The organism is Rossellomorea oryzaecorticis, from assembly GCF_045897515.1.
In the GTDB taxonomy this organism is placed as follows: Bacteria; Bacillota; Bacilli; order Bacillales; family Bacillaceae_B; genus Rossellomorea; species Rossellomorea enclensis.
On sequence record NZ_JBJOSA010000010.1, the window covers coordinates 13,761 to 37,386 of the forward strand.

Genomic DNA, 23,626 nt, shown 5'->3' on the forward strand with positions numbered 1-23,626 from the left:
AATCCAAATAAAAAAAGTGTCCAAAATGAAATTTTGAACACTTGGGAATCTTCTTATCGCGGAGAGTAGTTTGTTAGTCCGCCGGTGCCGTTGAATGGATATTCGTATTCGATTTCTTCGTCGAAGGTGATGTAGTCGAGATAAATCATCGGAATCAGATAGCGCGTTCCCGACTGGGGATCGCTCAGGATGAGATGATCACGTCCGGCTGCCTCGATGACGCCTTTGAATATTTTTGCATTCCACTGTGTGTTGTTTTCGAATGTCGTGTACACAGTCGCGACTTTGCCTTTGTTGAGGCGGAGGATGTTCTCGATATATGATTCTTCAACAGGCAGCATGCCGGGGATGTTCTGGGACGGTCCCGGGGCATTTTTTTGTGCAGGCGGCTGCATGGCATTATATTGAGCCTGCTGGCCCTGGCCCTGCATGCCGGTGCCGTAGTACTGACGATAAGGGTCATACGCTTGATACCCCTGGTAATAAGGGTTGTATTCTTGATTTGACAAGTGATATACCTCCTTGAAAACATGGATTTTAACGCGTTCGGAGCCCTGCATGTTAATAGGCTTTTGGACAATCCGCCCTGGTCGGGATGAAGAAGCAGTGTGCCTTGAATCGGCCCGAGTTGGTCTGGTTATACCACTGTGGCGGACAATCTCCCTCCGGCCGGAAAAACCATAGCGCATTTGAAGCGGGATGGAATCTCTCACCTTTAATGGCCCTTCTGGCAAGATTGATGTCCTTCTCCCTGGCCCGCTGATAGAAGTAGCCTTTTTGCGTGGCCTCAAATCCGCCGGGCTTTTGGAACACCATGCGCTGGATCGTATTGATATCCTTGAAGTCAAGGCATCCCACCCGCACACGGTTGATCCCGGTGTTCCCGACCAACAGCATCCCGAGCTGACCATCACCCTCTCCTTCTGCCCTCATCAACCGGGCGAGGAGCTTCACTTCCTTCTCATTAAAGGGAACAACAGCCATCTTCCCACCTCAATTCAGAAGATGCTTTCTGTCTCACTAATTCATGTCTATGTCCGTATGGAAAAAGATATTCTTATATTTAGGGAGTGAAAGATGAATCATCTGACCCGGCCCTTTTTCAAAATGGGCTCATTCTTACGTAACCGGACATTTTTCCAGCCGTCTAATGGAGTATAGGAAGAAGTAACAATGAGCATCATGAGAAAACATAATGGGGGATGAAGATGAAAAAAAGCAGCCTATTCAAATCAGCCGCACTCGCCCTGACCATCACGGCGCTGAGTGCATCAAGTGCAGGGGCCTCGGGATTCCATTTGATCAAGAAAGGAGACACACTATGGGGGTTATCGCAGAAATACGGGTTGACGGTGGACCAGCTGATGGACAGCAACAACCTCAGTTCAAGTTTGATTTATGCCGGTGATAAGCTCCGTTTTGAAAAAAGGATCACCATCGAAAAAGGGGACACCTTATGGAGCCTCGCGAAGAAACATCATACGACAGTCGGGCAGCTGAAACATGTGAATGGACTGAAATCCGACACAATCTATGCCGGACAAAAACTGATCATTCCGGCGTTCGTGCTGGTAAGGACGGGGGATACATTATGGGGGATCAGCCAGACATACGGCTTGACCGTAGATGAATTGAAGAGGAATAACGGCTTGAAAAGCAGCCTTATTTTTACCGGGCAGGTCCTGAAAGTGAATAAGGTCACACCGGACAAATCGACGGGTTATGATGCCGACAAGATCATTCCCGGGTTGACACCGCGTCCGGGCTATTACTATACGGCGGAGGAGCCGAGGAAATTCATCCTTCAATCCGCCAACGACGATTATTATTTTACAAGAGTCGAAGTCATCGGTGCCGGTACTGACATCGGCTCCCTGAAAAAACAGGCGCAAAATGAGCTCCGCCTGCTCGGCAAGGTGACCGAACTCCCTTCTGATAATTCACTGCCGTTTTACAAAGGGTCGGAATTCGTGATGCATGCCCATGACTCAGACGTACAGAAGAACATCGTGGTAAAAAAAGTGGACGGCGTCCTGCTGAAGTTTACGATCCATTTCCGGAATGCGGAGGAGTCGGAGGGGATCGTGCCGGAAATACTGAAGATGCTGAACACGATCGAGATAAAATAAAGAAAAAAGCAGTCCGCCTGGGTTTGACCAGGCGGACTGCTTTTTAATTCTTATACGTGAAGGAACTTTTCAATCCCATCTTCTTCTAAAAGGTTGCCGACATAGAATGCACCGAATTCGCCGTAGCGTGCGCTGACTTCGTCGAAGCGCATTTCGTATACAAGCTTCTTGAATTGAAGAACGTCATCTGCAAACAGCGTAACGCCCCATTCATAGTCGTCAAAACCGACAGAACCGGTGATGATCTGCTTGACCTTGCCTGCGTATTGACGGCCGATCATGCCGTGGCTCTTCATCATCGCGCGGCGGTCTTCCATCGGAAGCATATACCAGTTGTCATTGCCCTGACGGCGCTTGTCCATCGGATAGAAGCAGACATGCTTCGCTTTCGGAAGAATCGGATAGATGCGCTCCTGAACATAAGGGTTCTCATACGGATCGCCCTCAGTCGGCATGTAGTTTCCGAGCTCAACGACTGAAACGTAAGAGAATGTCGGGATCGTGAATTCAGCAATTTTCAGCTTGTTGAATTCGTTTTCGAGTTCATTCAATTCTTCCATCGTCGGACGAAGGATCATCATCATGAAGTCCGCTTTCTGCCCAACGATTGTGTAAAGGGCGTGGCTTCCTTCTTTTGCAGCCTGAGTCGTATTCAACTTATCTAAGAAACGGCGGTATTCAGCGATTGCCGCTGCTCGTTCTTCACTCGGAAGCATCTTCCATGAAGTCCAATCCATCGCACGGAAATCATGCAGCGAATACCAACCATCCAATGTTTGTGCTGGTTCTGCCATGTTCAATCACTCCTTATATTCTATTTCCAATTGGGCTCTTTTCGCATTGGTTGCCGCTATAAACATAAGGGAATGGTTAATCGGTTATATGTCCGCAGCCTGTTTAAGGATCCTTTCGAAGAGAGCACTTCACGAGCTCCAATCAAATAAACAGAACAGGTGCGAAAAGCAACAACCCATTAAAAGAGCCTTGCATTTTCACTATATCATAGTTTGGTCAAAGAAGAAGAACGTGAAACCCAAATGTCGTTAAAATGGCACAATTATAGGATAGGAAGCGTTTTTACGGAACACACTAAAAGGTGTTACATAAGGGATTGTCTGCATGGTATACCGGGTATAGGAATGATGGATGTCGAAGGGGAATTTTTTGAAAACAAAGACTTTACCGGTGTAACCGAATACATTTTCCCTTTTCCTTGAATTCCTATATGAGTAGAGTATTCTAAGAATGGATATGTATAAATCAAGGAGGTTCCTCTATTGAGTAACTTATTTACGACACTGACAGATAAAATCAAAGGCAAAGAATTGAAGATCGTCTTCCCGGAAGGAAAAGACGAACGTATCGTACGCGCTGCTTCCCGTCTGGCAAGCGACGGCATCCTGACTCCGATCATCATCGGGAATGCGCTTGAAATCCAAACGGTTGCAGATCAATCAGGCGTGAAGATTGACGGCTGCGAACTCGTCGATCCTGCATCTTTCGAGGGCATGGACGACCTTGTGAAAAGTTTCGTCGAGCGCCGTAAAGGAAAAGCGACAGAAGAAGATGCGAAGAAAATCCTTCTGGACGGCAACTACTTCGGAACGATGCTTGTATACACTGGACAGGCACACGGCCTGGTAAGCGGCGCTGCCCACTCAACGGCTGACACGGTCCGCCCAGCGCTTCAGATCATCAAGACAAAAGAAGGCGTACGCAAAACATCTGGCGTGTTCATCATGGTGCGCGGCGATGAGAAATACGTATTCGCCGACTGTGCGATCAACATTACTCCTGACAGCCAGGACCTTGCTGAAATCGCAGTTGAAAGCGGAAAGACTGCAAGCATGTTCGACATCGATCCGCGCGTGGCGATGCTGAGCTTCTCCACGAAAGGATCTGCTAAATCAGCAGAAACTGAAAAAGTAGTAGAAGCCGTGACGATTGCAAAAGAAAAGTCTCCTGAACTGACAGTAGACGGCGAATTCCAATTCGACGCAGCCTTCGTCCCATCCGTTGCAGAGAAAAAAGCACCGGGCGCAGACATCCAGGGTAACGCCAATGTATTTGTATTCCCAAGCCTTGAAGCAGGGAACATTGGCTACAAAATCGCCCAGCGCCTAGGAAACTTCGAAGCAGTAGGCCCGATCCTTCAAGGGTTGAACGCCCCTGTGAACGATCTTTCCCGCGGATGCAACGAGGAAGACGTATATAAATTGGCATTGATTACGGCTGCTCAGGCGCTGTAAGGATTTGTTGAAGGGAAGCTGGACTCTATTTGAGGGGTCCGGCTTTTTTTGTTGTGGGTGTGGTTTTGGTTTGTACCTGGTACAGGGTTGATGGATGGTACCATGTACAAAACGAGGTGAATGTACCAGGTACAGGCGAGTAGATTTGTACCCGGTATACCAGTTAACGGGGGGCAGCGGGGTGCCTGGCTCGATTGGGTTAGTTTGAGCCAGGCTCAATTTAAGTGATTTGAGCCTGGCTCGTTTTAGCCGGATTGAGCCAGGCTCAGAAAAGGGAATCTGTGCCTGGCACAAATCAATGCCATTGTTCCTGGCACAAAATTGCCGTTCTGTGCCAGGAACAAATCCCGCCTACTGTGCCTGGCACAATACACCCTATTTGTGCCAGGTACCAATCCCCTCGCCTGCATACGAACCCAGATCCGAGTTCCAATCCCAATCCCCCCAAGTGCCAGCCACCCCCCAACCAATTTATGATATAATAAACCCGCATGTTTTCAGTGAAGGAGAAGCGTTATGGATAAGGAAAAAACGTATGCACTGCTCCGTCAGGAACGGTGGAGGGTGATTGATCAGTCGAGTCTCGGGCCAGTGTTCGGGGCGCTGCAGTCTTTTGCAATGGATGATACATTGTGTACGGCTGTGGGAGCTGACCAGTCCGATCCGGCTGCCCGTTCGTGGGTTCATCATCAGACGGTGGTGCTTGGTATACAGGATACGAAATTGCCGTTTCTTTCTGAGGCGTTACGCGTGTTGGAGGAAGCTGGTTATCAATATATTGTGAGGAATTCCGGAGGTTTGGCCGTTGTGCTGGATGAAGGGGTTCTGAATTTGTCACTCGTGTTCCCCGATTCGGAGAAAGGGATCGATATCAATAGAGGATATGATGCGATGTGGCTGCTCGTCCAGGAGATGTTTAAGGATTTCGGGGCGGAAATGGAAGCGAAGGAAATCACGGAATCGTACTGTCCGGGAAGCTATGATCTGAGCATCGGTGATCGGAAGTTTGCGGGGATTTCGCAGCGGCGGATCCGGAACGGTGTAGCGGTTCAGATTTATCTGTGTGTGAATGGAAGCGGCTCAGAGCGTGCGGAGCTGGTCCGCCGTTTTTATGAAACGGGGCTTAAGGGTGAACAGACCAAGTTTACGTTCCCGTCGATCCGCCCTGAGGTAATGGCTTCATTGTCGGAGCTCCTCGGTGTCGAGCTGACCGTGCAGGATGTGATGCTCCGCTTCCTGCAGGCGCTGAAGTCGTTCAGCGGCGGGATTTACGCCAGTGCCCTTCAGGGTGAAGAGTACACGATGTATGAAACGTATTACCAGAGAGTCGTGGAGCGGAATGAGAAGGTATTGGGTGAATAAGCATTGCAAAGATTAAATGGCACAGGTCCATTTGGTCTTTTTTATTTTAAAAAAAGCTGTTTTCTAAAAGATTGTTGCTTGTCGTAAATAGGCTTGTAGCCGGGTGGAGCTTGTGGACGTGCTCTTTTCGAACTCTAGTTCAAACTAGGGACGCGTGGACAACCCGAAAATACCCAATTTACGGTATTTTCTTGTATGTATAGCAACAAAGCATGCGAAAAGAGCCTAAAAAAAGACTATCCAAGAAGGATAGCCTCTGCCATTAGATCTCTTTTTTTGAAATGTACCAGTCGATATATTCTATATTTTCCTCTTCTGCCCGCTTTGCGGCTTCTTCCTGGGACTTCGGCGGGGAGACGACCACTTTTTCACCTTCCTGCCAGTTGGCCGGTGTGGACACCCCGTGTTCATCCGTTGCTTGAAGGGCTTTGACAAGCCTGAGGATTTCCTGCATGTTCCGTCCGGTTGTCAGCGGGTAATAGATGATTGACCGGATGGTTTGCTTGTCATCGATTACAAAGACCGCCCGGCTAGTTTCGACCTGGCTTTCTCCCGGCATGATCATCCCGTATTTCATGGCGACATTTCTATCAAGGTCGGCGATGACGGGGAATTCAATGGACGTATCGAAGTTTTCTTCAATACTCCGGATCCATGCGATATGGGAGGAGACGCTATCCACACTCAAGCCCAGGAGCTCCGTGTTTAATTGATTCAGCTCCGGATAAATTTCCTGAAAAGCAACGAATTCTGTTGTGCAGACAGGTGTGAAATCAGAAGGATGAGAGAATAAAACCACCCATTTCCCCTTGTAATCTTTCAAGCTGATATTTCCGCGGCTGGTTGCTGCTTCAAAAGCCGGGGCTGGATCCCCGATCCGTGGCATGGTCAACTGCTGTTGTTCTGCTTGAATTTGTTCCATGTTTAATCCCTCCTGTGTGCTGACTACCTACATAAGGATGAATACCACAATCTGGTTAAAGATAATCAATTGGACATCGGATTGAATCGAAAGTCACGCCGCTTTCTTTTAAATCAAATCCCTTACTGGAAAAAATTGAAACTTTCCAGCTTCTCCTTCGTAATGTTAGGTACTATCTATTTTATTGGAGGAGAACAGCTTGTATTTAACAGTTGATATAAACGAAGCAGGTTATGCAGGGAATACGAATGTGCTGAAGGATATCCGTTTCTCCGTCGGTCCCGGGGAGCTTGTCGGGTTGATCGGGCCGAACGGGGCGGGGAAGAGCTCCACGATCAAATCGATTCTCGGGATCCTCAAGCATGTGGACGGCAAGGTGGAGGTGGGGGATTATGCGTATATCCCGGAGCGGCCGATTTTTTATGACCGCCTCACGTTATGGGAGCATATTGATTTTCTCCTTTCCACGCTCGATGTCCCGGAAGAGGAATTCAAGCTGGAGGCGAAGAGACTGCTGGAGTTTTTCCAGCTGTCGCAGCGGATTCACCACTATCCTGAGAGTTTTTCGAAAGGGATGCAGCAGAAGGTTATGCTGATCCTTGCGTTTTTGAAAAAGCCTGATCTGTATATTATTGATGAACCCTTTATGGGGCTTGATCCGAATGCGGTGAAGAAGCTGCTGCAGCTGATCGCCGATGAAAAGAAGCGCGGGGCCGGCATCCTGATGTCGACTCATGTGCTGGATACTGCCGAGAAAATCTGCGACCGGTTTGTCCTGATCTCGAACGGGAAGCTTGTGTTGCAGGGGAAATTGGAGGAGGTCCAACGCGACAGCGGCCTTCGGGAAGGTTCGCTGTTTGATTGTTTTGATCTGCTGACGGAGCGTGACAGCCATGCGGGCTAGCACGTTGTTCAGGAGGAGGCTGGCTGCTGAATGGGGTTACCAATGGGGCGTCATGAAGACGGTCCTGGACTGGACGATTGTCGTTTATCTGGTTATCCCGGTCATGATTGCGGCTCCTTTCGTCTACGCAGATATGTGGGAGCACAGCGGCCTCTACTGGAGCGGGCGGCTTCCCTTCACCATTTTGTTCGTGCTGATTCTGCTGGTGACGGCCGGAGGGAATTTCAGGGCCTATTTAATGGAGGCAGATCTTTTGTACCTCCTTCAGAAAAAGAAACTTCTTATTCCTTTTAAACGTCTGGGATTTTTATATTCTGCGGCGGGTTCGGTGATCGGGGTGTTGGCTGCAGGTGTCATTACGCTTCCTTTGTTCGCTGGCGTGTATGGGATGAAAGCCGTTGAGGTGCTGCCTTTGTTGGCAGCGGCGCTAGCGGTGAAGCTTGTTTTTATGACGGTAAAAAAGTTCACTTCTAAGGGAGCGGTTATATTTTCGGTGTTCGTGCTGCTCACGGCCGGAGCAGTGCTCATGGTGACGAACGCAGCCCCCGCATTGGTCGGCGTCTTTAGTCTTTTCATTGCGGCCGCGGTCGTTTTCTACCATTTGAAGCAGATGCCCAGCTCAGACCGCTGGTTCATGAAAGAAATTGAAATCGAGAATCGGGAAAAGGTCAGGTATATCAAGCTGATCCTGACGTACTCGATGGAAGTGGAAAAGGAACCTGTCAACCAGAGGAACAGGCCGCTCCTTATGTTCAGGGGGTCGAAGCGGATTTTTAAAGGAGAACGATCGAAAGAGTATGGCCTATTGGAGCTCGTGGTGAAGGGCTTTTTGCGAAGGAACTATTTAACGCTTTATATCCAGATGTTCCTCTTGACCATGTCGGCGGTCATCGTATTGCCGATTTGGCTGAAATGGCTCGTCTTTGCCGGCTTCGCGCTTTTCATCCAGTCGTGGCTGAAAAGCCTGTTCAAGAAAATGCTGGACAGCCCGTTTTTTTCGGTCGTCCCTTATGATAAAAAGCTGGAAGATCCGGTGTGGGGGAGGTTTAGGAAACTGTTCGCCTTTCCGGTTATCGGACTGGCAGGTATGGCGGTGGTTATATTCACAGTCATTGGACTGATCGTCTGACTGGATTGGAGAATGGTAGAGTTTGAGGAGGCGGGGGTGAGATGAAGATTCAGCTGCATACCGACCGGTGTATCCGTGTCGGCTATTTCCCCTGATTCGCACATATAATTAAAGAGTTCGCACATATATGGGGAATTTCGGTTTGACCCCCTAATTCCTGACGAATTCTTTATAAAACTAAATGATTCTTAGTTTTTCATTTTTATCATTTCCTTCTTCACTTTTACCAAGGGGAGATGACTCTACTTCAGCGTCAAGCCAAAACCGCTTGACCCTTTCGTTCCGCCATCTGGGGGGTTAGTAAGTGAAGAAGGAGTATTCCTGCCTTTTTAAAGGCTCAAGGCCATTTCTTCAGGGAAGCCAATATCCTTGTATTTCTCATTGAACTTTACAGGAGACATCCTGCCCAGGCTCCCATGGTAGCGTCGATAATTATAAAATTCCATGAAATCGTCAATTTCGTAATAAGCTTCTTCAAAGTGTTCGAATTCATTACGCCTGAATACGTCTCTTTCTAAAATGCTGAAAAACGACTCAATATAGGCATTATAGTTTGGTGATCTAGGAGGAATCCTCTCATGGAAAACCATATTTTCTTCGCAAAATCCACCGAAATGGTTACTGACAAATTGAGGTCCATTATCTGTTCTAATAACGATACAATGGCCATCTATTTCTTCTATCTCCTGTAACTCACGTCTAATGATGGCTTCATTAAGCATTCCCGTAATATCCTTGGCAGTGCACCTTGGCCCTCTATAATATCCAACGATGGCGCGGGCAAACACATCAATCGCACAGGCGACAAAGAAAAACCTTCGGCTTCCTGAGATGGACCCATATTTGATATCAAGCTGCCAAAGTTGATTAGGAGCCGTAATGAACCGTTTTCGTACAAGTCGTTTTGGATACTTCGGGTTGCCCGTTCGTTGGGGAAGAAGAATCCCTAACTTCCTGCACAACCTCGCAACCTTTTTGTGATTAATTATAAGGTCGTGATGATCTTTTAGAAATTGAGTGAGGTTCTTTACACCATAGTTTTCGCCATCCCCCTCAATGGCTTCCATGAGGTATTCTTCTATCTGTTCATCGGGAATCATTTCTCCTGTATTTGTCTTAGAGTAACCTGGAATCGGACGGCCTCTTTTTTCCTCAGCTGTAAAAGCTTCTTCAATGCCGTTATGGTAGTAATAAAGGGATCGATTAACCCCTGTCACCTTTGAAAGCTTAGTGATGTGAAACCCCTCCTTTGCCCATAGTCGAACCTCATCCAAGACCGTTAGGGCCGGTACTGGGTTTTTTTTAATAAGTTTCTAAGCATGGCCACTTCCAGCTCTTTTTCACCAAGGAGCTTCATCGCCTGCTCATATTTAGCCTTCAACTCCTCTTTTGTCGGCTCAATAGAAACAATAGCTGATGTGGGATCCTCCATCTGTTCTCTTACCTCATCCTCATACTCTTTGATCCACTTCGTAAGGGTAGACCTGGATATCCCTGCATGGCGGGCGATGGACGAGTAATTACCACTTTCTAAAGCCATTCGGACATAGTTTCTTTTGACTTCTTCCAAGGCTTCAATCTTCTTCTTAGGCATTGAAAAATATCCCTCCCTAATTCCTGACATATTTATGTCTCTAGTGTACTTTTTTCAGTACAAATGTGTCCAAAGGAATTAGGGGGTCGTAGAGATTTCGCACTTATATTCAATTTTCCGCACATAAATGAGGAGCTCCCGCACTTAAATCCGTGTGGTGAGGCTGACAAAACAGGGAATACCCCCTTCCACAATAAAAGCCAGCACACCTTTTTTCAAAAAAAGGCATACTGGCTTGGGAACCCTATTAAAAGGGGGCCTCACATATAGAATTTACTCTGCGACCTTCTCCAGGTTACCGTTGCGGTCCATCTTGAAGCGCGGTGCTTTAGCTTCGCCTTCCTCATCGAACAGGACGAGCTTCCTGGCACGGTTCATGATCTGCATGAGTGTTTCGTAGTCTTCCTGCATCGTGACGGAGTTGTTTTCGAGCTCTGCGACTTTCTTTTCAAGCTCTTTGTTTTCTCTCCTAATCTCAGCGATTTCATGCTTCAATCTTTGATTCTCGATTTTTACGATATCCGAGTTCATACTTGTTTGCGCCATGTTCTGCAGGAACGCAATCACTTTTTCGAGTGTGACTTCCCCGCGGAGGCCGGACGGGTTCACCATATGCTTACTGGCCGGTGCCTGAGGAGCGGCGGTCTGCTCTTCGGCTTCCTCCGGAACTTCAGCTTCTGCCTGAGCGGCCTGCTGTGAAAGCTGCTCGGTTGCCGGTACATAATTCTCGAATTGGAACTCCATTTCCTCTTCCGCTTCTTCCATTGATAGAGACATAGCATCAAGCTCTTCCATAGAAGGTGTAGGCGGCCTGTATAATAGCTTCTTCTTTCCGCCCTGATCTTTCCCCAGCAGGCGGTGGCGCTGTTTGCGCTGTTTTTTTGCAAGCTGCAGAGCTTTTTCATACTGGTGGCGCACGACTGCATTCCAGCGGAACCCGCAGGCTGCGGATGTGCGGTTCAGTTTATCCCCGACTTCTTCGAATGCGTTCAATTGTGTGCTGCCTTCGCGTACGTGGCGCAGGACCGTTTCGGCTAAAAGCAGATCGTTTTCTTCGGTCCAGGCATCCTGTCTTGTTTTCATCATTCTCATCTCAACTCCCAACTTTTACTTGAAATTTGTTCGTTGATAAAAGGATGGGCAGTTTTATAGATTTTTATACGAATATGTTAAAAATATTTTGAAGTTGGTAGTTTCGTTGTACATTTCTTCTAATCCAGCTTATTGATTCCCGTGGAATACTACGCTTTCCGCGGGCGGCCGGTGAGCACCTTATTTTTGATTGTCCCTTTAATCGCCGCTATTGATTTCCGTGCAGGACTACGCTTTCCGCGTGTGGCCGGTGAGCACCATGTTTTTGATTGTACCTTACATCGCCGCTATTGATTTCCGTGGAAGACTACGCTTTCCGCGGGTGACCCGTGAGCCTCCTCGGCTTCGCCTGCGGGGTCTCACATTGGTCACTTCTCCCGCAGGAGTCTTCGTCTTCCACTACAATCAAACGCTGGTTTCAAGTAAAATGCCGGCACTACCACTATATGTTGATGTGGAAGATCTTCACGTGCCAACAATTCATCGCGATAAATCTCTACAACCTGGAAATGACGCTCTCTTGCAAATCGCCCCGGAAAACGGTATTCTAGAAATCGATGTTTGTGTGAAAATAATTGATTCGATAGATAGAAAGGGTTGTTGGCAGGTGGCAAACGAATTTAGGGTTTGCGATGATTGTCAGGCCGTGAATTTAAAGACTTTGATTCCGAAATTAAAAGAGATGGATCCGGATGCACCGATTGATATTGCGTGTCAGTCCTATTGTGGTCCAGGACGCAAAAAGACATTCGCCTTTGTCAATAATCGTCCGGTAGCGGCATTGACGGAAGAAGAATTAATGGAAAAGATCGAAAAGAAAATGAAGAAATAAATGCGTGGTTCAGCAAACTTCCTTTAAGGGAGTTTTTTCTTTTCTCCGCTAAAGGACAGTCCTTTAGCGACTTAATGCGCTGAAAGCCCGTCCCTCCCGAATGTTTACCTGGTGTGTTTAAAGGAAATATTTAAGGGATGGAGAATGTTAAGAGGGTAAATGTTTTGTCAAGATGGTGTAAATGGATGAAATTTTTTTGAGAGTGACGGAGTGCCCGGTGTGAGTTGTTCAGGGGACATTTTTATATTTTTTTCGACAAAATTCGAGATGAACGACGGGTACAAAGTCGCTATAATAGAAATATGCTAGTTTAGGAAGAGGGTAGAAGATGGAGTATTCCAAGCAGAAATTGCATGAAGAAAAAGTATTCAAAGACCCTGTTCATCGGTATGTTCATGTAAAGGACCGCGTGATTTGGGATCTCATCGGGACGAAGGAGTTCCAGCGCCTCAGACGGGTCAGGCAGCTCGGTACGACGTATCTGACCTTCCACGGGGCGGAACACAGCCGCTTTAACCACTCCCTCGGTGTTTACGAGATCATCCGCCGCATCGTGGATGATGTCTTTGACGGACGCCCGGAATGGGATCAGGGGGAGCGTCTTCTTTCCCTGTGTGCAGCCCTGCTCCATGACCTCGGCCACGGACCTTTTTCACATTCGTTTGAAAAGGTGTTCCACCTTGATCATGAGCATTTCACGCAGGCGATCATTTTGGGCGACACCGAAGTGAATGGGGTCCTTACGAAAGTCGGGAAGGATTTTCCGAAGCATGTGGCAGAGGTCATCGCGAAGACCTATGAGAACAAGCTTGTTGTCAGCCTGATCTCGAGTCAGATCGATGCCGACCGCATGGATTATCTGCAGCGCGATGCCTATTTTACGGGTGTGAGCTACGGACACTTCGACATGGAACGCATCATGCGTGTGATGAGGCCGCGTGAAGATCAGGTCGTGATCAAGCAGAGCGGGATGCATGCCGTGGAGGATTACATCATGAGCCGCTATCAGATGTACTGGCAGGTCTACTTCCATCCAGTGACGCGAAGTGCGGAAGTGATCCTGACGAAGATTTTACATAGAGCGAAGGAGCTTCATGAAACGGGATACTCTTTCAAGCAGAAACCCCTTCATTTTTACTCACTGTTCACAGGAAGCGTCGCACTTCAGGATTATTTGAAGCTCGATGAATCGGTGATCATGTATTATTTTCAGATTTGGCAGGAAGAAGAGGACGACATCCTGCGCGATTTGTGCGAGCGGTTCATGAACCGCAACCTCTTCAAATATGTGGAATTCGATCCGGCGAAGGAATACAAGAAGCACAGCGAGCTTGAGACCCTGTTTAAAAAAGCGGGCATCGACCCCGAATATTATCTGGTCGTAGACTCATCTTCCGATCTTCCGTACGATTTCTACCGGCCTGGTGAAGAAGAGGAACGCCTTCCGATCCATCTTTTAATGAGAAACAACGAGCTTCGGGAGCTCTCGAGGGAGTCAGATATCGTCGATTCCATCTCGGGCAAGCGCAGAACCGACCATAAATTATACTATCCAGTGGATTTACTATACGACGAATCAACGAAGAAGAATATAAAGAGACAGATACGGACGATTCTGGAACTTTCTTAGAAAAAGGCTGTATGGGTGAATGGTTCGCGCGATCTGTGCGCGGGCATCATCTGCAGGACAGCCCCGACACCTATGCCAACGGAGAATCGCTTATGCAATACTAGGAGTAGGAGATGACGTACATTGTTGAAAGAACATGCAAAACTGATGAGTGCCTTTTTAGCGTCCGGCGAAGTGGTGGGAAGGAAGAAGCTGCAGAAGATGATCTTCATCGCCAAGAAGCTCGCTTTCCCGTTTCAAGAAAAATTCCAATTTCATTTTTACGGCCCATATTCGGAGGAGCTGACCCTGCGCGTCGAGGAGCTGTGCAATATGGGATTCATCTCGGAGGTGCGCGAGAAAAAGGGCGGCTATTACCAGTACCGCTACACCGTCACGAAGGAAGGGGAAGAATTCCTTTCACTCTATGAAAAGGACATCCCGTCCCTGAAGGACTGCCTCACGGACATGAACACGCAGTCTGCCCGCTTTTTGGAGCTTGTTTCAACGGTTTTATATTTTGATAATCTTACAAAAGAAGAAGTCTGCGAGAAGGTCTTCACGCTGAAGAGCAAGCAGAAGTATACCGAAGAAGAAATCGATGAGGCGTTTGCCTATATCGATGGGTTGAAGAAGATTAAGGTTGTTCAATAATTGGATGAAGGGCTGCTCTTAGTGGAAGGGCGGTCTTTTTATTTTATAAATAGGAGGAAAATTACATGCAGCATTATGATTTTACGGAGAGAGAGTTGTTTGTGAACAAGCTAAGGGAAGAAGGGAAAACATTTAGAGCCATCGGTGAAACACTTGGAGTAACTGGGAATAGGGCAAATCAAATTCATAAGATATATAAAAAAAAGGAAAGATACCAATCTGTTGCCCGTGATTATCGAAATGGTGTAAGCAAGGAGACTATTGCAGAGAAGCTCGGATATTCGATGTCTTTGGTTGAATCCTTAATACGGAGAGGAAGAAATAAAGCTCCAAAGCAATAACTTCAGAGCCTCGTGTGAAGCGATTTACTGATCACTCAATCTCTTCCCGCCAACTGCGTAATGGCCTTTCGTCATTTCTTCGATGAAGACGACGATTTTGTCTTCTGAGGCGCCGGTGGTTTCGCTGACGGCCTGGGTGACTTTTTCGACGAGGGCTTTCTTTTGGTCTTCTGAACGTCCTTCGAGCATTTTTACGGTAATGTAAGGCATTATGATTCGCTCCTTATCCTTGATTTTGATACAATCGTGGGTAGAACCCTGCTTTTACTGTAATCCTGTCGGGGTAGGGAAGCAAGCGTAAGTTGAAAGTCATGAGCAGGACTTTTTCTGTATACTATTGAATAAGAAAGTAAACCATTTTTAAAGGAGTACATAGTTTGGATACTTTTCGCAGTTTTTTTGAATCCATTTCGGTCTTTTCGCTTGAAGAGCTTCCGTTTGTGGTCATTGCATTGGTGCTCGCCTTCACGGTCCATGAGTTTGCCCATGCGTTTGTGGCCTATAAATTCGGGGACACGACGGCGAAGGACCAGGGAAGGCTGACGCTGAATCCTGTGCAGCATCTTGATCCGTTCGGGACGATCTTGATCCTGATTGCAGGTTTCGGATGGGCGCGGCCGGTTCCCGTGATGAGGTCGCGCTTCAAGAATCCGCGGCTTGCGGGCATTCTCGTCTCGGCTGCAGGACCACTGAGCAACTTCCTGATCGCATTCATCGCGTTCGGCCTATTTTATTTCTTTGTCGGTGTGACGGGAGGCGGGATTCCTCCGTTCGTCATCGATCTTCTGCAGATGATCGTCGAGCTGAACATCCTTCTGTTTGTGTTTAACCTGCTGCCGTTCCCTCCGCTGGACGGGTACCGGATCATCGAGGATCTGTCTCCGCCGAATGTGCGGGTGAAAATGAGTCAGTTTGAACAATACGGCATCCTGCTGTTTCTGGTCCTGGTGATCACACCGCTTGACCAATATACGATCTGGCCGTTTTTGAATACAGGTATGAGTGCGACCGGCCAGGCATTCAGCACGATTTACGGAACAATCTTTTCAATTTTTAGCTAAAAGGAGTGAGTTTCGATGGAAAAGAAAAAAAACATCGGATTCAATATCATAAAAAGTGATCCTACGGACGGCCACGGGGGCTACGGTGTCGGATCGCTGAGCCTTGATAATGTTTCTCCTGTCATGATCGATATCGAAGAAGGGGAAGCGACGATTGAAATCGGTGCCCTGCATGCGCGGAGCCCGATTGAAAAAAGGATCAAATTTACGAATAATCGTGAGGATTCAGCCGGCGGCAAGCCGTACTGGCTGATCTGGGTGACGATCGACCTCATGGACGAAGGTCCATATTATGCGGGGGTTACAGCTTGTGAATTGGTGGTCAACCAAGAAAAGCGCAGAGGCTACAAGTCGATGCCTGAGCACGTGAATCATATGGATAAGTCCATCAAGCGTCACATCATCGTTGATCAAATGGACGATAAGTCAAAAGGGGTTCTCGCAGAATTCCTTAAAAACCATGACCAGGGCATGTGGGACCGCTCCAAGCCTGAACTGAAAAATGCGTTGAACGCTTAATAAATGGGAGGCCCGTCCTTCACCGCTTTAATGCAGTGAGGGACGGGCCTTTATTTCGACAAAATTCGTAATGTGTGAACAAATTGTGACATTTATTTGAAAGTGACTTTCACATCTTGTACTCCTGTTGGAAAAAAAGTACACTTAAAGCACAGTTTGCACATAAACTAGGACATGAAAGACCCCGGGTTCGCACAAGCCCGGGGTTTTTCGTATTTATAGATGGCTGTTTTCTAAAAGATTGTTGCTTTTCGAAGTACATATAAAATTCTAAAGAAGAGTGTACACGTGCTCTTGTCGAACTCAATTCTATATGAAGATTGGTTTAAACCACCGAAAATACCTAAGTTCCGGTATTTTCTGCTTTGTAAAGCAACAAAGTATACGAAAAGAGCTTTATAGAGTGATAGCAGCCGGTTTTGGTCTAGTAGCCTTGTACCATTGAAGGCAAAGGATAAAAATGATGATCATATCGATGGCATCCCCTCCGTAATACATGAGCATGCTGCCGGCTTCTGCTTGATCTGCCGTGACTCCCTCAGGAGGCCGGGCATAAATGATTTTGGAAAGAATTCCATGGGCAGCAAGTGCGCACAGCAATCCGATTGTCCGGTATACATAGCTTGTACGGTGCGGGATGGGATCGAAATAAATCAAACTGATCGTAAATAGATAGCCCGCAAGGAATACATGCAGATGGATAAAAATATGCAGCAGCATATTCTCGTGCATCGCGCTGTAGAGGCTCGTGGTGTATAGAAGCCACAGTCCTCCTATATTCAGGATGGAAGCAAAAAAGGGATCGCTCAACACCCGGAACGGCCTGCTTTTTAACAGTCGGGTTAGCTTTCTCGCTTTATCCCTGGATAGGGTGCGCAGTGTAAGTGTCATGGGAGCGGCTAATGCCATCAACAGCGGGGCGAGCATGCCGAGGAAGAGGTGGCCGAGCATATGCGCCTGAAAATCATGATGGGCCATCTCGGCAAGGGGGCCCGCAACGGCAGCAACAGCCAGTAAAATCCCTGCGGACCAGGAAACCGTGCGATATAATGGCCATTTTTTATAGCGGCGGTTTGTATAGATAACCGCCCACACATAGAGGATCAGTGCACAAACAAAAGGAAGGGCCAAGATCAATTGAGGTCCGGACCCCAAAAGGCTGCGGGCAGCTTCTTCGTGGACGTGATCCGTGCTCATTGGCTGAGTTCCGCCTTTGCCTTCCTGCCTGTATGGATCGTCACCATGATGCCGGCAATCAGCAGTGCGAGGGCAGTGGCATTCCAAATCAAATCGTAAACGAGTACATTTTCAACATAGCGGATTTCATGGATGCCCATGATCTTATGCTGGATTGTACCGTCGTACAATTGAAATCCGCCGGTGCCGAGCAGGACGCCGCCCCACCATCTCTTCTGCCAATAGGCGTTCCTCCGTCTCAGGTCTGCAAAAAGAAAAAATCCGCCGATCGTGGCAAACCAGCTGAATGCATGGAAAAAGCCATCCGATACCAAGCCGACATCCGTGGTGGATCTATCATAAAAATGATGCCAGTGAAGCAGCTGGTGAAAGACCGTCTCATCAATGAAAGCCACCAGTCCTAGTCCGCATAGAAATCCCGATAACAGATTCCGCCCGGAGTAAATGCTCCGTGTTCCCAGAACTTTAACCATCGCCAAACCTCCCCTTGATTTCTTGTCACCATTATTCCCTCATAAAAAAGCGATAAACTAAAGACCGGAAAAACCTCCTTAAAGTACATATTCGGAAACATAAGGAAAACTTATGTATGAGGATAATGATCTTCTAATTAACTTATGACAGCTTGGCGGGTACGATGGTAGTAGATTGTTACAAAAAGGAGTGGTAGAGGTGGAGAGGGATATTACATTCAGATTAGCTGCAGAAGAGGACTTGGAACGGATTGTCCAGATGCTTGCGGATGATGTATTGGGAGAAGAAAGGGAACGTTATGAGGATCCACTGCCGGAAGGGTATCTGAAAGCCTTTAAGGCAATCGAGTCAGATCCGAACAATGAACTGACAGTGGCCTGCCACGACAAAGAAATCATAGGTGTGATGCAAATAACGTTCACGCCGTATCTTACCCATCAGGGAAGCTGGCGGGCGACGATCGAAGGCGTTAGGACCTCTTCCGCAGTACGCGGTCAGGGAGTCGGATCCAAGATGATCAACTGGGCAGTCGATCGTGCCCGTGAACGCGGCTGCAGCCTCGTCCAGCTCACGACAGACAAACAGCGCGGGGAAGCTCTCAGGTTCTATCAGAAACTTGGTTTCACTGCGACACATGAAGGAATGAAAATGAAACTTTAACAGCTGAAGGCCCGTCCCTCAACGCTTTAAAGCAGCGAGGGACGGGCCTTTAAATCAGAAAATCCAATCCTTCAGTTTTTTGTACCAAGGTTTACTGTCTTTTTTGGCAGGCTGTTTTTCTTTTGGTGCTTCTTTTTTGCCAAGGTGTTCCTTGCAGTATTCGGTCGGTTCAGTGCCCTTCACGAAATAGGTGAAGCGCTGGACGGGGCAATCCTTGGTGGCAAGCTTGCCGTTATGTGGATTGACCGCGACGCCGACGACGCCCTTGGTCGGCTTGAACGCTTTTACGGGTTCGTCCTTCAGGGCTTCCTCCATGAAATGCACCCATATTTTCTTCGCGTAGAGCTTATCGTGCACAAGCGAGATGTCTTTGCCTTTGTCATAACCGGTCCATACCCCCGCTGTCAGCTGCGGTGAGAACCCGATCATCCAGTTGTCTGTGTTGGTCGTCCCGGATTTTCCAGCATAGTGCCTGGTCGCGTCTTTGCGGATCTGGATCCCGGTGACGGTCGAGTAATCATTCAGTTTCGGATCGAAAATCCCGCTCAGCATATGCGTCATCACGAAAGCCTTGTCGGAATCCAGGACCTGTTCTTTTTTCACTTCTTTTTCATAAATGACCTTCCCTGACCAGTCTTCGACACGGGTGATGAATACCGGCTTCACTTTGTAGCCGCCGTTGGCGAATAGATTGTAGGCGTTCACCATGTCGATCACTCTCGCCCCTGATGTTCCGAGGGCGGAGGACGGATATTTCTTGACCGGGGTGGTGAGTCCGAACTTCTCTTTCGCCGTTTTCACCAGTGTATCCTGTCCCATGAACAGATGCGTCTTCACGGCATAGACGTTATCGGAAAGCGCGATTGCCTGGGCAAGCGTGATATCATCATTCGCGTATTTATTGTTGTAGTTGTGCGGTGCATATTTTTTATTATCATCAAACGTGAACGTAGTGAGCTCGCTCTTCATCGTCGTTGCAGGTGTGAACCCCTGGTCGAGTGCTGAATAGTACAGGAGCGGCTTGATCGTCGAGCCCGGCTGGCGGATCGCCTGGACCGCCCTGTTGAATGGACTCTCCTCATAGCTCCTCCCCCCGACCATCGCGGTGACGTAGCCGTTCTTCGGATTCATCGAGACAAACCCGAGCTGGATGTCGGATTCATCCTGTATCTGTTCATCGACCACTTTTTCAGCGATTTCCTGGTGTTTCGTGTTTAATGTTGTGAATACCTTTAGTCCGCCCATCTCGATCGTCCGCTCATCCAGCCCCAGTTCTGTGCGGAGGATATTTTTCACCACATCCTGAAAATAAGGGGCCGTCTCCACCGTTTGATGCGCGTGTTCCCCCGTGATTTTGAGCGGCTTTGCCTTCGCGATCTCACTTTCCTCTCTCGTGATGAAGCCGTCATCCTTCATGGAATCAAGGATGAGCTCCTGACGATTCTTCGCATGCTCGGCCGATTTGAGAGGCGAATAGTAGGACGGCGCTTTCGGGATCCCGGCGAGCAGGGACGCCTCGGCAAGCGTCAGCCGGTCGGCATCCTTTCCGAAATAATACTGGCTCGCGGCCTGGACGCCGTACGCACCATGACCGTAATAAATCGTATTCAGATAGCCCTCAAGGATTTCTTTCTTGCTGTAATTCATTTCGATCCGCAGGGTATAAAGGGCTTCTGAGACCTTCCGCTTCCACGTTTTATCATGCGTCAAAAAGAGATTCCGGGCATACTGCTGGGAAATGGTGCTCGCACCTTGGACCTTGCCCATCGCCTTTATGTCGGCGAGTGCGGCCCCTGCTATCCTCTTTAAATCAAATCCGTAATGCTGGTAAAAATTCTTGTCTTCTATTGAAATTGTCGCCTCGATAAGGGTCGGTGAAATCTTTTCGAGATCCACCCAATAGCGTTTCTCACCAGTATTCGTCTCGCCGATCACCTTGCCGTCATCCCCGTAAATCAGCGTGGACTGAGGGACCGCAAGCGGAGGGGGACCCTGGAACTTCGCATACGTCAGCACCCCGATCAGCCCGATGAGCATAAGGACAGATAAGAAAAGAGACAAAATAACGGCCGCTCTCACATATTTTTTTGTTTTCTCCAATCCAGCACGAGTCATCAGTTCCATCCCCGATCCCGCCTTCTCTATAAAATAGTTTTCTATGAAAATCCATTCCCGAAGCCCGTCCCTCAACACATTAAAGCGATGAGGGACGGGCCTTCCCGCAAACTGCAGCTCTATATAATCAGTATGAAAGGTTTGCAGAGATTTTAAACGTACTAGAGATAGAAAAAATTTCACTTGAATTTTTGCTAGATTCCACTATACTTTTTCTCATGTTTGTATTTATCATGATAGGGAAGGATAAAAATGACGTCTGTCCATGACGTTATTTATTTTGTACTCAATATCTGTGATGTTAAGTGACTTTTGCATTTGGAAACCTAAGCTGTTATTGGTTTTCAGTGATAAAAGTGTTTACAGCTAGAATAGACATACAAATTTTTGGTTTGTCCCATTATGTATTAACCGGATCCAGCGTTTGATTGGAGTGCAAGACGAAGACTCCTGCGGGAGAAGTGACCAACGTGAGACCCCGCAGGCGAAGCCGAGGAGGCTCACGGGTCACCCGCGGAAAGCGTAGTCTTGCACGGAAATCAATAAGCGGCGATTAAGAGCCTATAAAAACAAAGAAGGGAAGTTGAAACAAAATGAGTGAACTTTGGTACACAGAAAAACAAACAGACAACTTCGGAATCACAATGAAAATCAAAAAGACTTTACATACAGAACAAACGGATTTTCAATACCTCGAAATGGCCGAAACAGAAGAATGGGGCAACATGCTCTTCCTTGACGGCATGGTCATGACAAGCCAAAAAGACGAATTCGTCTACCACGAAATGGTCGCACACGTACCATTATTCACACACCCGAATCCTGAAAACGTTCTTGTAGTAGGCGGCGGGGACGGCGGAGTCATCCGCGAAGTGCTGAAGCACCCAAGCGTGAAAAAAGCCGTATTGGTCGATATCGATGGAAAAGTCATCGAATACTCAAAGAAATACCTGCCGGAAATCGCGGGCGAGCTTGAAAACGAGCGCGTCGATGTCCAGGTGGGCGACGGATTCATGCATATCGCGAAAAGTGAAAATGAATACGACGTCATCATGGTCGATTCCACTGAGCCAGTCGGGCCGGCTGTAAATCTTTTCACTAAAGGTTTCTACGCAGGAATTTCGAAAGCTCTTAAAGAAGACGGGATTTTTGTCGCTCAATGTGACAACCCTTGGTTCAAAGCGGACCTTATCCGCCAGGTACAGCGTGATGTAAAGGAAATCTTCCCTGTTACACGCCTGTACACAGCGAATATCCCGACATACCCAAGCGGCATGTGGGCATTCACGATCGGATCGAAAAAACACGACCCAATCGAAGTGCCGGAAGAGCGTTTCCACGAAATCCAGACAAAGTATTACACACCGGAACTGCACAAAGCAGCATTCGTGCTTCCTAAGTTTGTTAAAGACCTGACGGAATAATAAAACCATGGATGGCCCGTCCCCTCAGACAAGCAAAAGGGACGGGCGTTTAATCGATTAACGATTTAAATAAGTGAGGGACGGGCCTCCAACGGTCCGCCCCCTCAATAGAGAAAGGTTTGAATATGATGCGTTTTGATGAAGCTTATTCAGGTAATGTATTTATTAAGAGCCACCCTTCATACGAAGAAAGCTCAGTCGTGCTTTACGGGATGCCGATGGACTGGACAGTGAGCTATCGTCCGGGTTCACGTTTCGGCCCGACGCGTATCCGCGAAGTGTCGATCGGACTTGAAGAATACAGTGCCTATCTTGACCGCGAGCTTGAAGAAGTAAAATACTTCGATGCAGGCGATATCCCGCTTCCGTTCGGAAATGCGCAGCGCAGCATCGATATGATCGAGGATTACATCGACCAGGTCTTAGGCGACGGGAAAATCCCATTCGGCATGGGCGGGGAGCACCTCGTTTCATGGCCGGTCATGAAGGCGATCGCGAAGAAATATCCGGACCTGGCGATCATCCATATGGATGCCCACACGGATCTTCGCGAAGAGTACGAGGGAGAGCCTCTTTCCCACTCGACCCCGATCAGAAAGATCGCCGAGCATATCGGCCCCGAAAACGTCTATTCATTCGGGATCCGTTCCGGCATGAAGGAAGAATTCCAATGGGCGAAGGAAAACGGCATGCACATCTCGAAATTCGAAGTGCTCGAGCCGCTGAAGGAAATCCTTCCGACGCTCGCGGGACGCCCTGTCTACGTCACTATCGACATCGACGTCCTTGATCCGGCTCACGCGCCCGGAACAGGAACCGTGGACTGCGGAGGCATCACATCCAAGGAGCTGCTTGCATCCATCCACGCGATCGCCCACTCCAACATCAACGTAGTAGGCGCCGACCTAGTCGAAGTAGCCCCAATCTACGACAACTCCGAACAAACAGCCAACACAGCCAGCAAACTCATCCGTGAAATGCTGCTGGGCTGGGTAAAATAATATTTTTAAAATAGGATTGCCTGTAAAAGGGTAATCCTTTTTCTTATATTGATGTTTAGAAGGTATGGGTGGCTGTTGATCTTCCTGTCTCAAAAATGAAAAGGGTGGGGAGGTCACTATACACAATTTACGAGGAGAAAAACTGAGTTTATATCCTATCCAGCAGTTGATTGGAGTGGAAGACGAAGACTCCTGCGGGAAAAGTAGCCAATGTGAGACCCCGCAGGAGCGCAGCGACGAGGAGGCTCACGGGCTGCCAGCGGAAAGCGAAGTCTTCCACGGAAATAAACTGCGGCAATCAAAGGGAGGTAATTGTGTTTTTGCGGAGTGATATAACCCGACTTTCACAAACTTCCAT

Annotated in this window: 25 protein-coding genes; 14 read left to right on the top strand and 11 right to left on the bottom strand. The window is 48.0% G+C overall.

Annotated features, from left to right (window positions below):
* Positions 1–53: 53 nt before the first annotated feature.
* Both gerQ and ACKA06_RS12780 read right to left on the bottom strand, forming a co-directional pair.
* A complete protein-coding gene (gene gerQ, locus ACKA06_RS12775; RefSeq protein WP_058299480.1) occupies positions 54–509 on the bottom strand; it encodes a spore coat protein GerQ in 456 nt (151 codons plus the stop codon).
* A 52-nt stretch (positions 510–561) separates the two neighbouring features.
* Positions 562–984 carry a cell wall hydrolase gene (locus ACKA06_RS12780; RefSeq protein WP_411159822.1) on the bottom strand — a complete coding sequence of 141 codons (423 nt, stop codon included), beginning with the start codon at positions 982–984 and terminating at the stop codon, positions 562–564.
* A 224-nt stretch (positions 985–1,208) separates the two neighbouring features.
* Here ACKA06_RS12780 and ACKA06_RS12785 point away from each other — a divergent pair, with 224 nt between their 5' ends.
* Complete coding sequence (locus tag ACKA06_RS12785; RefSeq protein ID WP_411159823.1) at positions 1,209–2,129, top strand: LysM peptidoglycan-binding domain-containing protein; 921 nt, start codon at positions 1,209–1,211, stop codon at positions 2,127–2,129.
* A gap of 50 nt (positions 2,130–2,179) precedes the next feature.
* Here the strand turns inward: ACKA06_RS12785 and hemQ are convergent, their stop codons facing one another.
* Complete coding sequence (gene hemQ, locus ACKA06_RS12790) at positions 2,180–2,923, bottom strand: hydrogen peroxide-dependent heme synthase (RefSeq protein ID WP_197669745.1); 744 nt, start codon at positions 2,921–2,923, stop codon at positions 2,180–2,182.
* A gap of 483 nt (positions 2,924–3,406) precedes the next feature.
* On the opposite strand from hemQ, the gene pta reads away from it, so the two are divergent.
* Entirely contained in the window at positions 3,407–4,378 is a 972-nt protein-coding gene (gene pta / locus ACKA06_RS12795; RefSeq protein ID WP_411159824.1) for a phosphate acetyltransferase, read from the top strand.
* A 516-nt stretch (positions 4,379–4,894) separates the two neighbouring features.
* Entirely contained in the window at positions 4,895–5,740 is an 846-nt protein-coding gene (locus tag ACKA06_RS12800) for a lipoate--protein ligase family protein (RefSeq protein WP_411159825.1), read from the top strand.
* Between the two features lie 262 nt (positions 5,741–6,002).
* Here ACKA06_RS12800 and ACKA06_RS12805 read toward each other — a convergent pair whose 3' ends face one another.
* A complete protein-coding gene (locus ACKA06_RS12805; RefSeq protein WP_411159826.1) occupies positions 6,003–6,662 on the bottom strand; it encodes a peroxiredoxin in 660 nt (219 codons plus the stop codon).
* Between the two features lie 199 nt (positions 6,663–6,861).
* On the opposite strand from ACKA06_RS12805, the gene ACKA06_RS12810 reads away from it, so the two are divergent.
* Together ACKA06_RS12810 and ACKA06_RS12815 are read left to right on the top strand one after the other, a co-directional pair.
* Entirely contained in the window at positions 6,862–7,566 is a 705-nt protein-coding gene (locus tag ACKA06_RS12810) for an ABC transporter ATP-binding protein (RefSeq protein WP_411159827.1), read from the top strand.
* Positions 7,556–8,695: an ABC transporter permease gene (locus ACKA06_RS12815; RefSeq protein ID WP_411159828.1), complete on the top strand. Its 1,140-nt coding sequence runs from the start codon at positions 7,556–7,558 to the stop codon at positions 8,693–8,695. The genes ACKA06_RS12810 and ACKA06_RS12815 overlap by 11 nt, the downstream gene beginning before the upstream one ends.
* A gap of 329 nt (positions 8,696–9,024) precedes the next feature.
* Here ACKA06_RS12815 and ACKA06_RS12820 read toward each other — a convergent pair whose 3' ends face one another.
* The 3 genes from ACKA06_RS12820 to ACKA06_RS12830 form a co-directional block, all read right to left on the bottom strand.
* Positions 9,025–9,969 carry an IS3 family transposase gene (locus ACKA06_RS12820; RefSeq protein WP_411159829.1) on the bottom strand — a complete coding sequence of 315 codons (945 nt, stop codon included), beginning with the start codon at positions 9,967–9,969 and terminating at the stop codon, positions 9,025–9,027.
* A 5-nt stretch (positions 9,970–9,974) separates the two neighbouring features.
* The gene (locus tag ACKA06_RS12825; RefSeq protein ID WP_411159830.1) at positions 9,975–10,289 is read right to left on the bottom strand and encodes a helix-turn-helix domain-containing protein; all 315 of its coding nucleotides are present in this window, start codon (positions 10,287–10,289) and stop codon (positions 9,975–9,977) included.
* A gap of 273 nt (positions 10,290–10,562) precedes the next feature.
* Entirely contained in the window at positions 10,563–11,372 is an 810-nt protein-coding gene (locus tag ACKA06_RS12830) for an RsfA family transcriptional regulator (RefSeq protein ID WP_411159880.1), read from the bottom strand.
* Between the two features lie 616 nt (positions 11,373–11,988).
* On the opposite strand from ACKA06_RS12830, the gene ACKA06_RS12835 reads away from it, so the two are divergent.
* From ACKA06_RS12835 to ACKA06_RS12850, 4 genes are all read left to right on the top strand, one after another.
* Positions 11,989–12,213 (top strand): DUF1450 domain-containing protein, encoded by a 225-nt coding sequence (locus ACKA06_RS12835; RefSeq protein WP_032087215.1) that lies wholly within the window; start codon positions 11,989–11,991, stop codon positions 12,211–12,213.
* Positions 12,214–12,541: 328 nt separating this feature from the next.
* Positions 12,542–13,843: an HD domain-containing protein gene (locus tag ACKA06_RS12840; protein ID WP_411159831.1), complete on the top strand. Its 1,302-nt coding sequence runs from the start codon at positions 12,542–12,544 to the stop codon at positions 13,841–13,843.
* A 123-nt stretch (positions 13,844–13,966) separates the two neighbouring features.
* A complete protein-coding gene (locus tag ACKA06_RS12845) occupies positions 13,967–14,476 on the top strand; it encodes a YwgA family protein (RefSeq protein ID WP_032086974.1) in 510 nt (169 codons plus the stop codon).
* Between the two features lie 65 nt (positions 14,477–14,541).
* Positions 14,542–14,817: a hypothetical protein gene (locus ACKA06_RS12850; protein ID WP_411159832.1), complete on the top strand. Its 276-nt coding sequence runs from the start codon at positions 14,542–14,544 to the stop codon at positions 14,815–14,817.
* A gap of 24 nt (positions 14,818–14,841) precedes the next feature.
* Here the strand turns inward: ACKA06_RS12850 and ACKA06_RS12855 are convergent, their stop codons facing one another.
* Positions 14,842–15,027 carry a 2-hydroxymuconate tautomerase gene (locus tag ACKA06_RS12855; RefSeq protein WP_032086972.1) on the bottom strand — a complete coding sequence of 62 codons (186 nt, stop codon included), beginning with the start codon at positions 15,025–15,027 and terminating at the stop codon, positions 14,842–14,844.
* Positions 15,028–15,194: 167 nt separating this feature from the next.
* Here ACKA06_RS12855 and ACKA06_RS12860 point away from each other — a divergent pair, with 167 nt between their 5' ends.
* Together ACKA06_RS12860 and ACKA06_RS12865 are read left to right on the top strand one after the other, a co-directional pair.
* Positions 15,195–15,878 (top strand): site-2 protease family protein, encoded by a 684-nt coding sequence (locus tag ACKA06_RS12860; RefSeq protein ID WP_411159833.1) that lies wholly within the window; start codon positions 15,195–15,197, stop codon positions 15,876–15,878.
* Between the two features lie 15 nt (positions 15,879–15,893).
* Positions 15,894–16,397: a YwhD family protein gene (locus ACKA06_RS12865; protein ID WP_411159834.1), complete on the top strand. Its 504-nt coding sequence runs from the start codon at positions 15,894–15,896 to the stop codon at positions 16,395–16,397.
* Between the two features lie 396 nt (positions 16,398–16,793).
* Here ACKA06_RS12865 and ACKA06_RS12870 read toward each other — a convergent pair whose 3' ends face one another.
* Positions 16,794–17,594: a cytochrome c oxidase assembly protein gene (locus tag ACKA06_RS12870; RefSeq protein ID WP_411159835.1), complete on the bottom strand. Its 801-nt coding sequence runs from the start codon at positions 17,592–17,594 to the stop codon at positions 16,794–16,796.
* A complete protein-coding gene (locus ACKA06_RS12875; protein WP_411159836.1) occupies positions 17,591–18,067 on the bottom strand; it encodes a DUF2243 domain-containing protein in 477 nt (158 codons plus the stop codon). Before ACKA06_RS12875 ends, ACKA06_RS12870 begins: the two co-directional genes overlap by 4 nt.
* Positions 18,068–18,266: 199 nt before the next feature.
* Here ACKA06_RS12875 and ACKA06_RS12880 point away from each other — a divergent pair, with 199 nt between their 5' ends.
* A complete protein-coding gene (locus ACKA06_RS12880; RefSeq protein ID WP_411159837.1) occupies positions 18,267–18,728 on the top strand; it encodes a GNAT family N-acetyltransferase in 462 nt (153 codons plus the stop codon).
* Between the two features lie 54 nt (positions 18,729–18,782).
* Here the strand turns inward: ACKA06_RS12880 and ACKA06_RS12885 are convergent, their stop codons facing one another.
* Complete coding sequence (locus tag ACKA06_RS12885; protein WP_411159838.1) at positions 18,783–20,852, bottom strand: transglycosylase domain-containing protein; 2,070 nt, start codon at positions 20,850–20,852, stop codon at positions 18,783–18,785.
* A gap of 584 nt (positions 20,853–21,436) precedes the next feature.
* On the opposite strand from ACKA06_RS12885, the gene speE reads away from it, so the two are divergent.
* Together speE and speB are read left to right on the top strand one after the other, a co-directional pair.
* Entirely contained in the window at positions 21,437–22,267 is an 831-nt protein-coding gene (speE, locus tag ACKA06_RS12890) for a spermidine synthase (RefSeq protein ID WP_032086966.1), read from the top strand.
* A gap of 128 nt (positions 22,268–22,395) precedes the next feature.
* Positions 22,396–23,268: an agmatinase gene (gene speB, locus ACKA06_RS12895; protein ID WP_411159881.1), complete on the top strand. Its 873-nt coding sequence runs from the start codon at positions 22,396–22,398 to the stop codon at positions 23,266–23,268.
* Positions 23,269–23,626 lie beyond the last annotated feature (358 nt).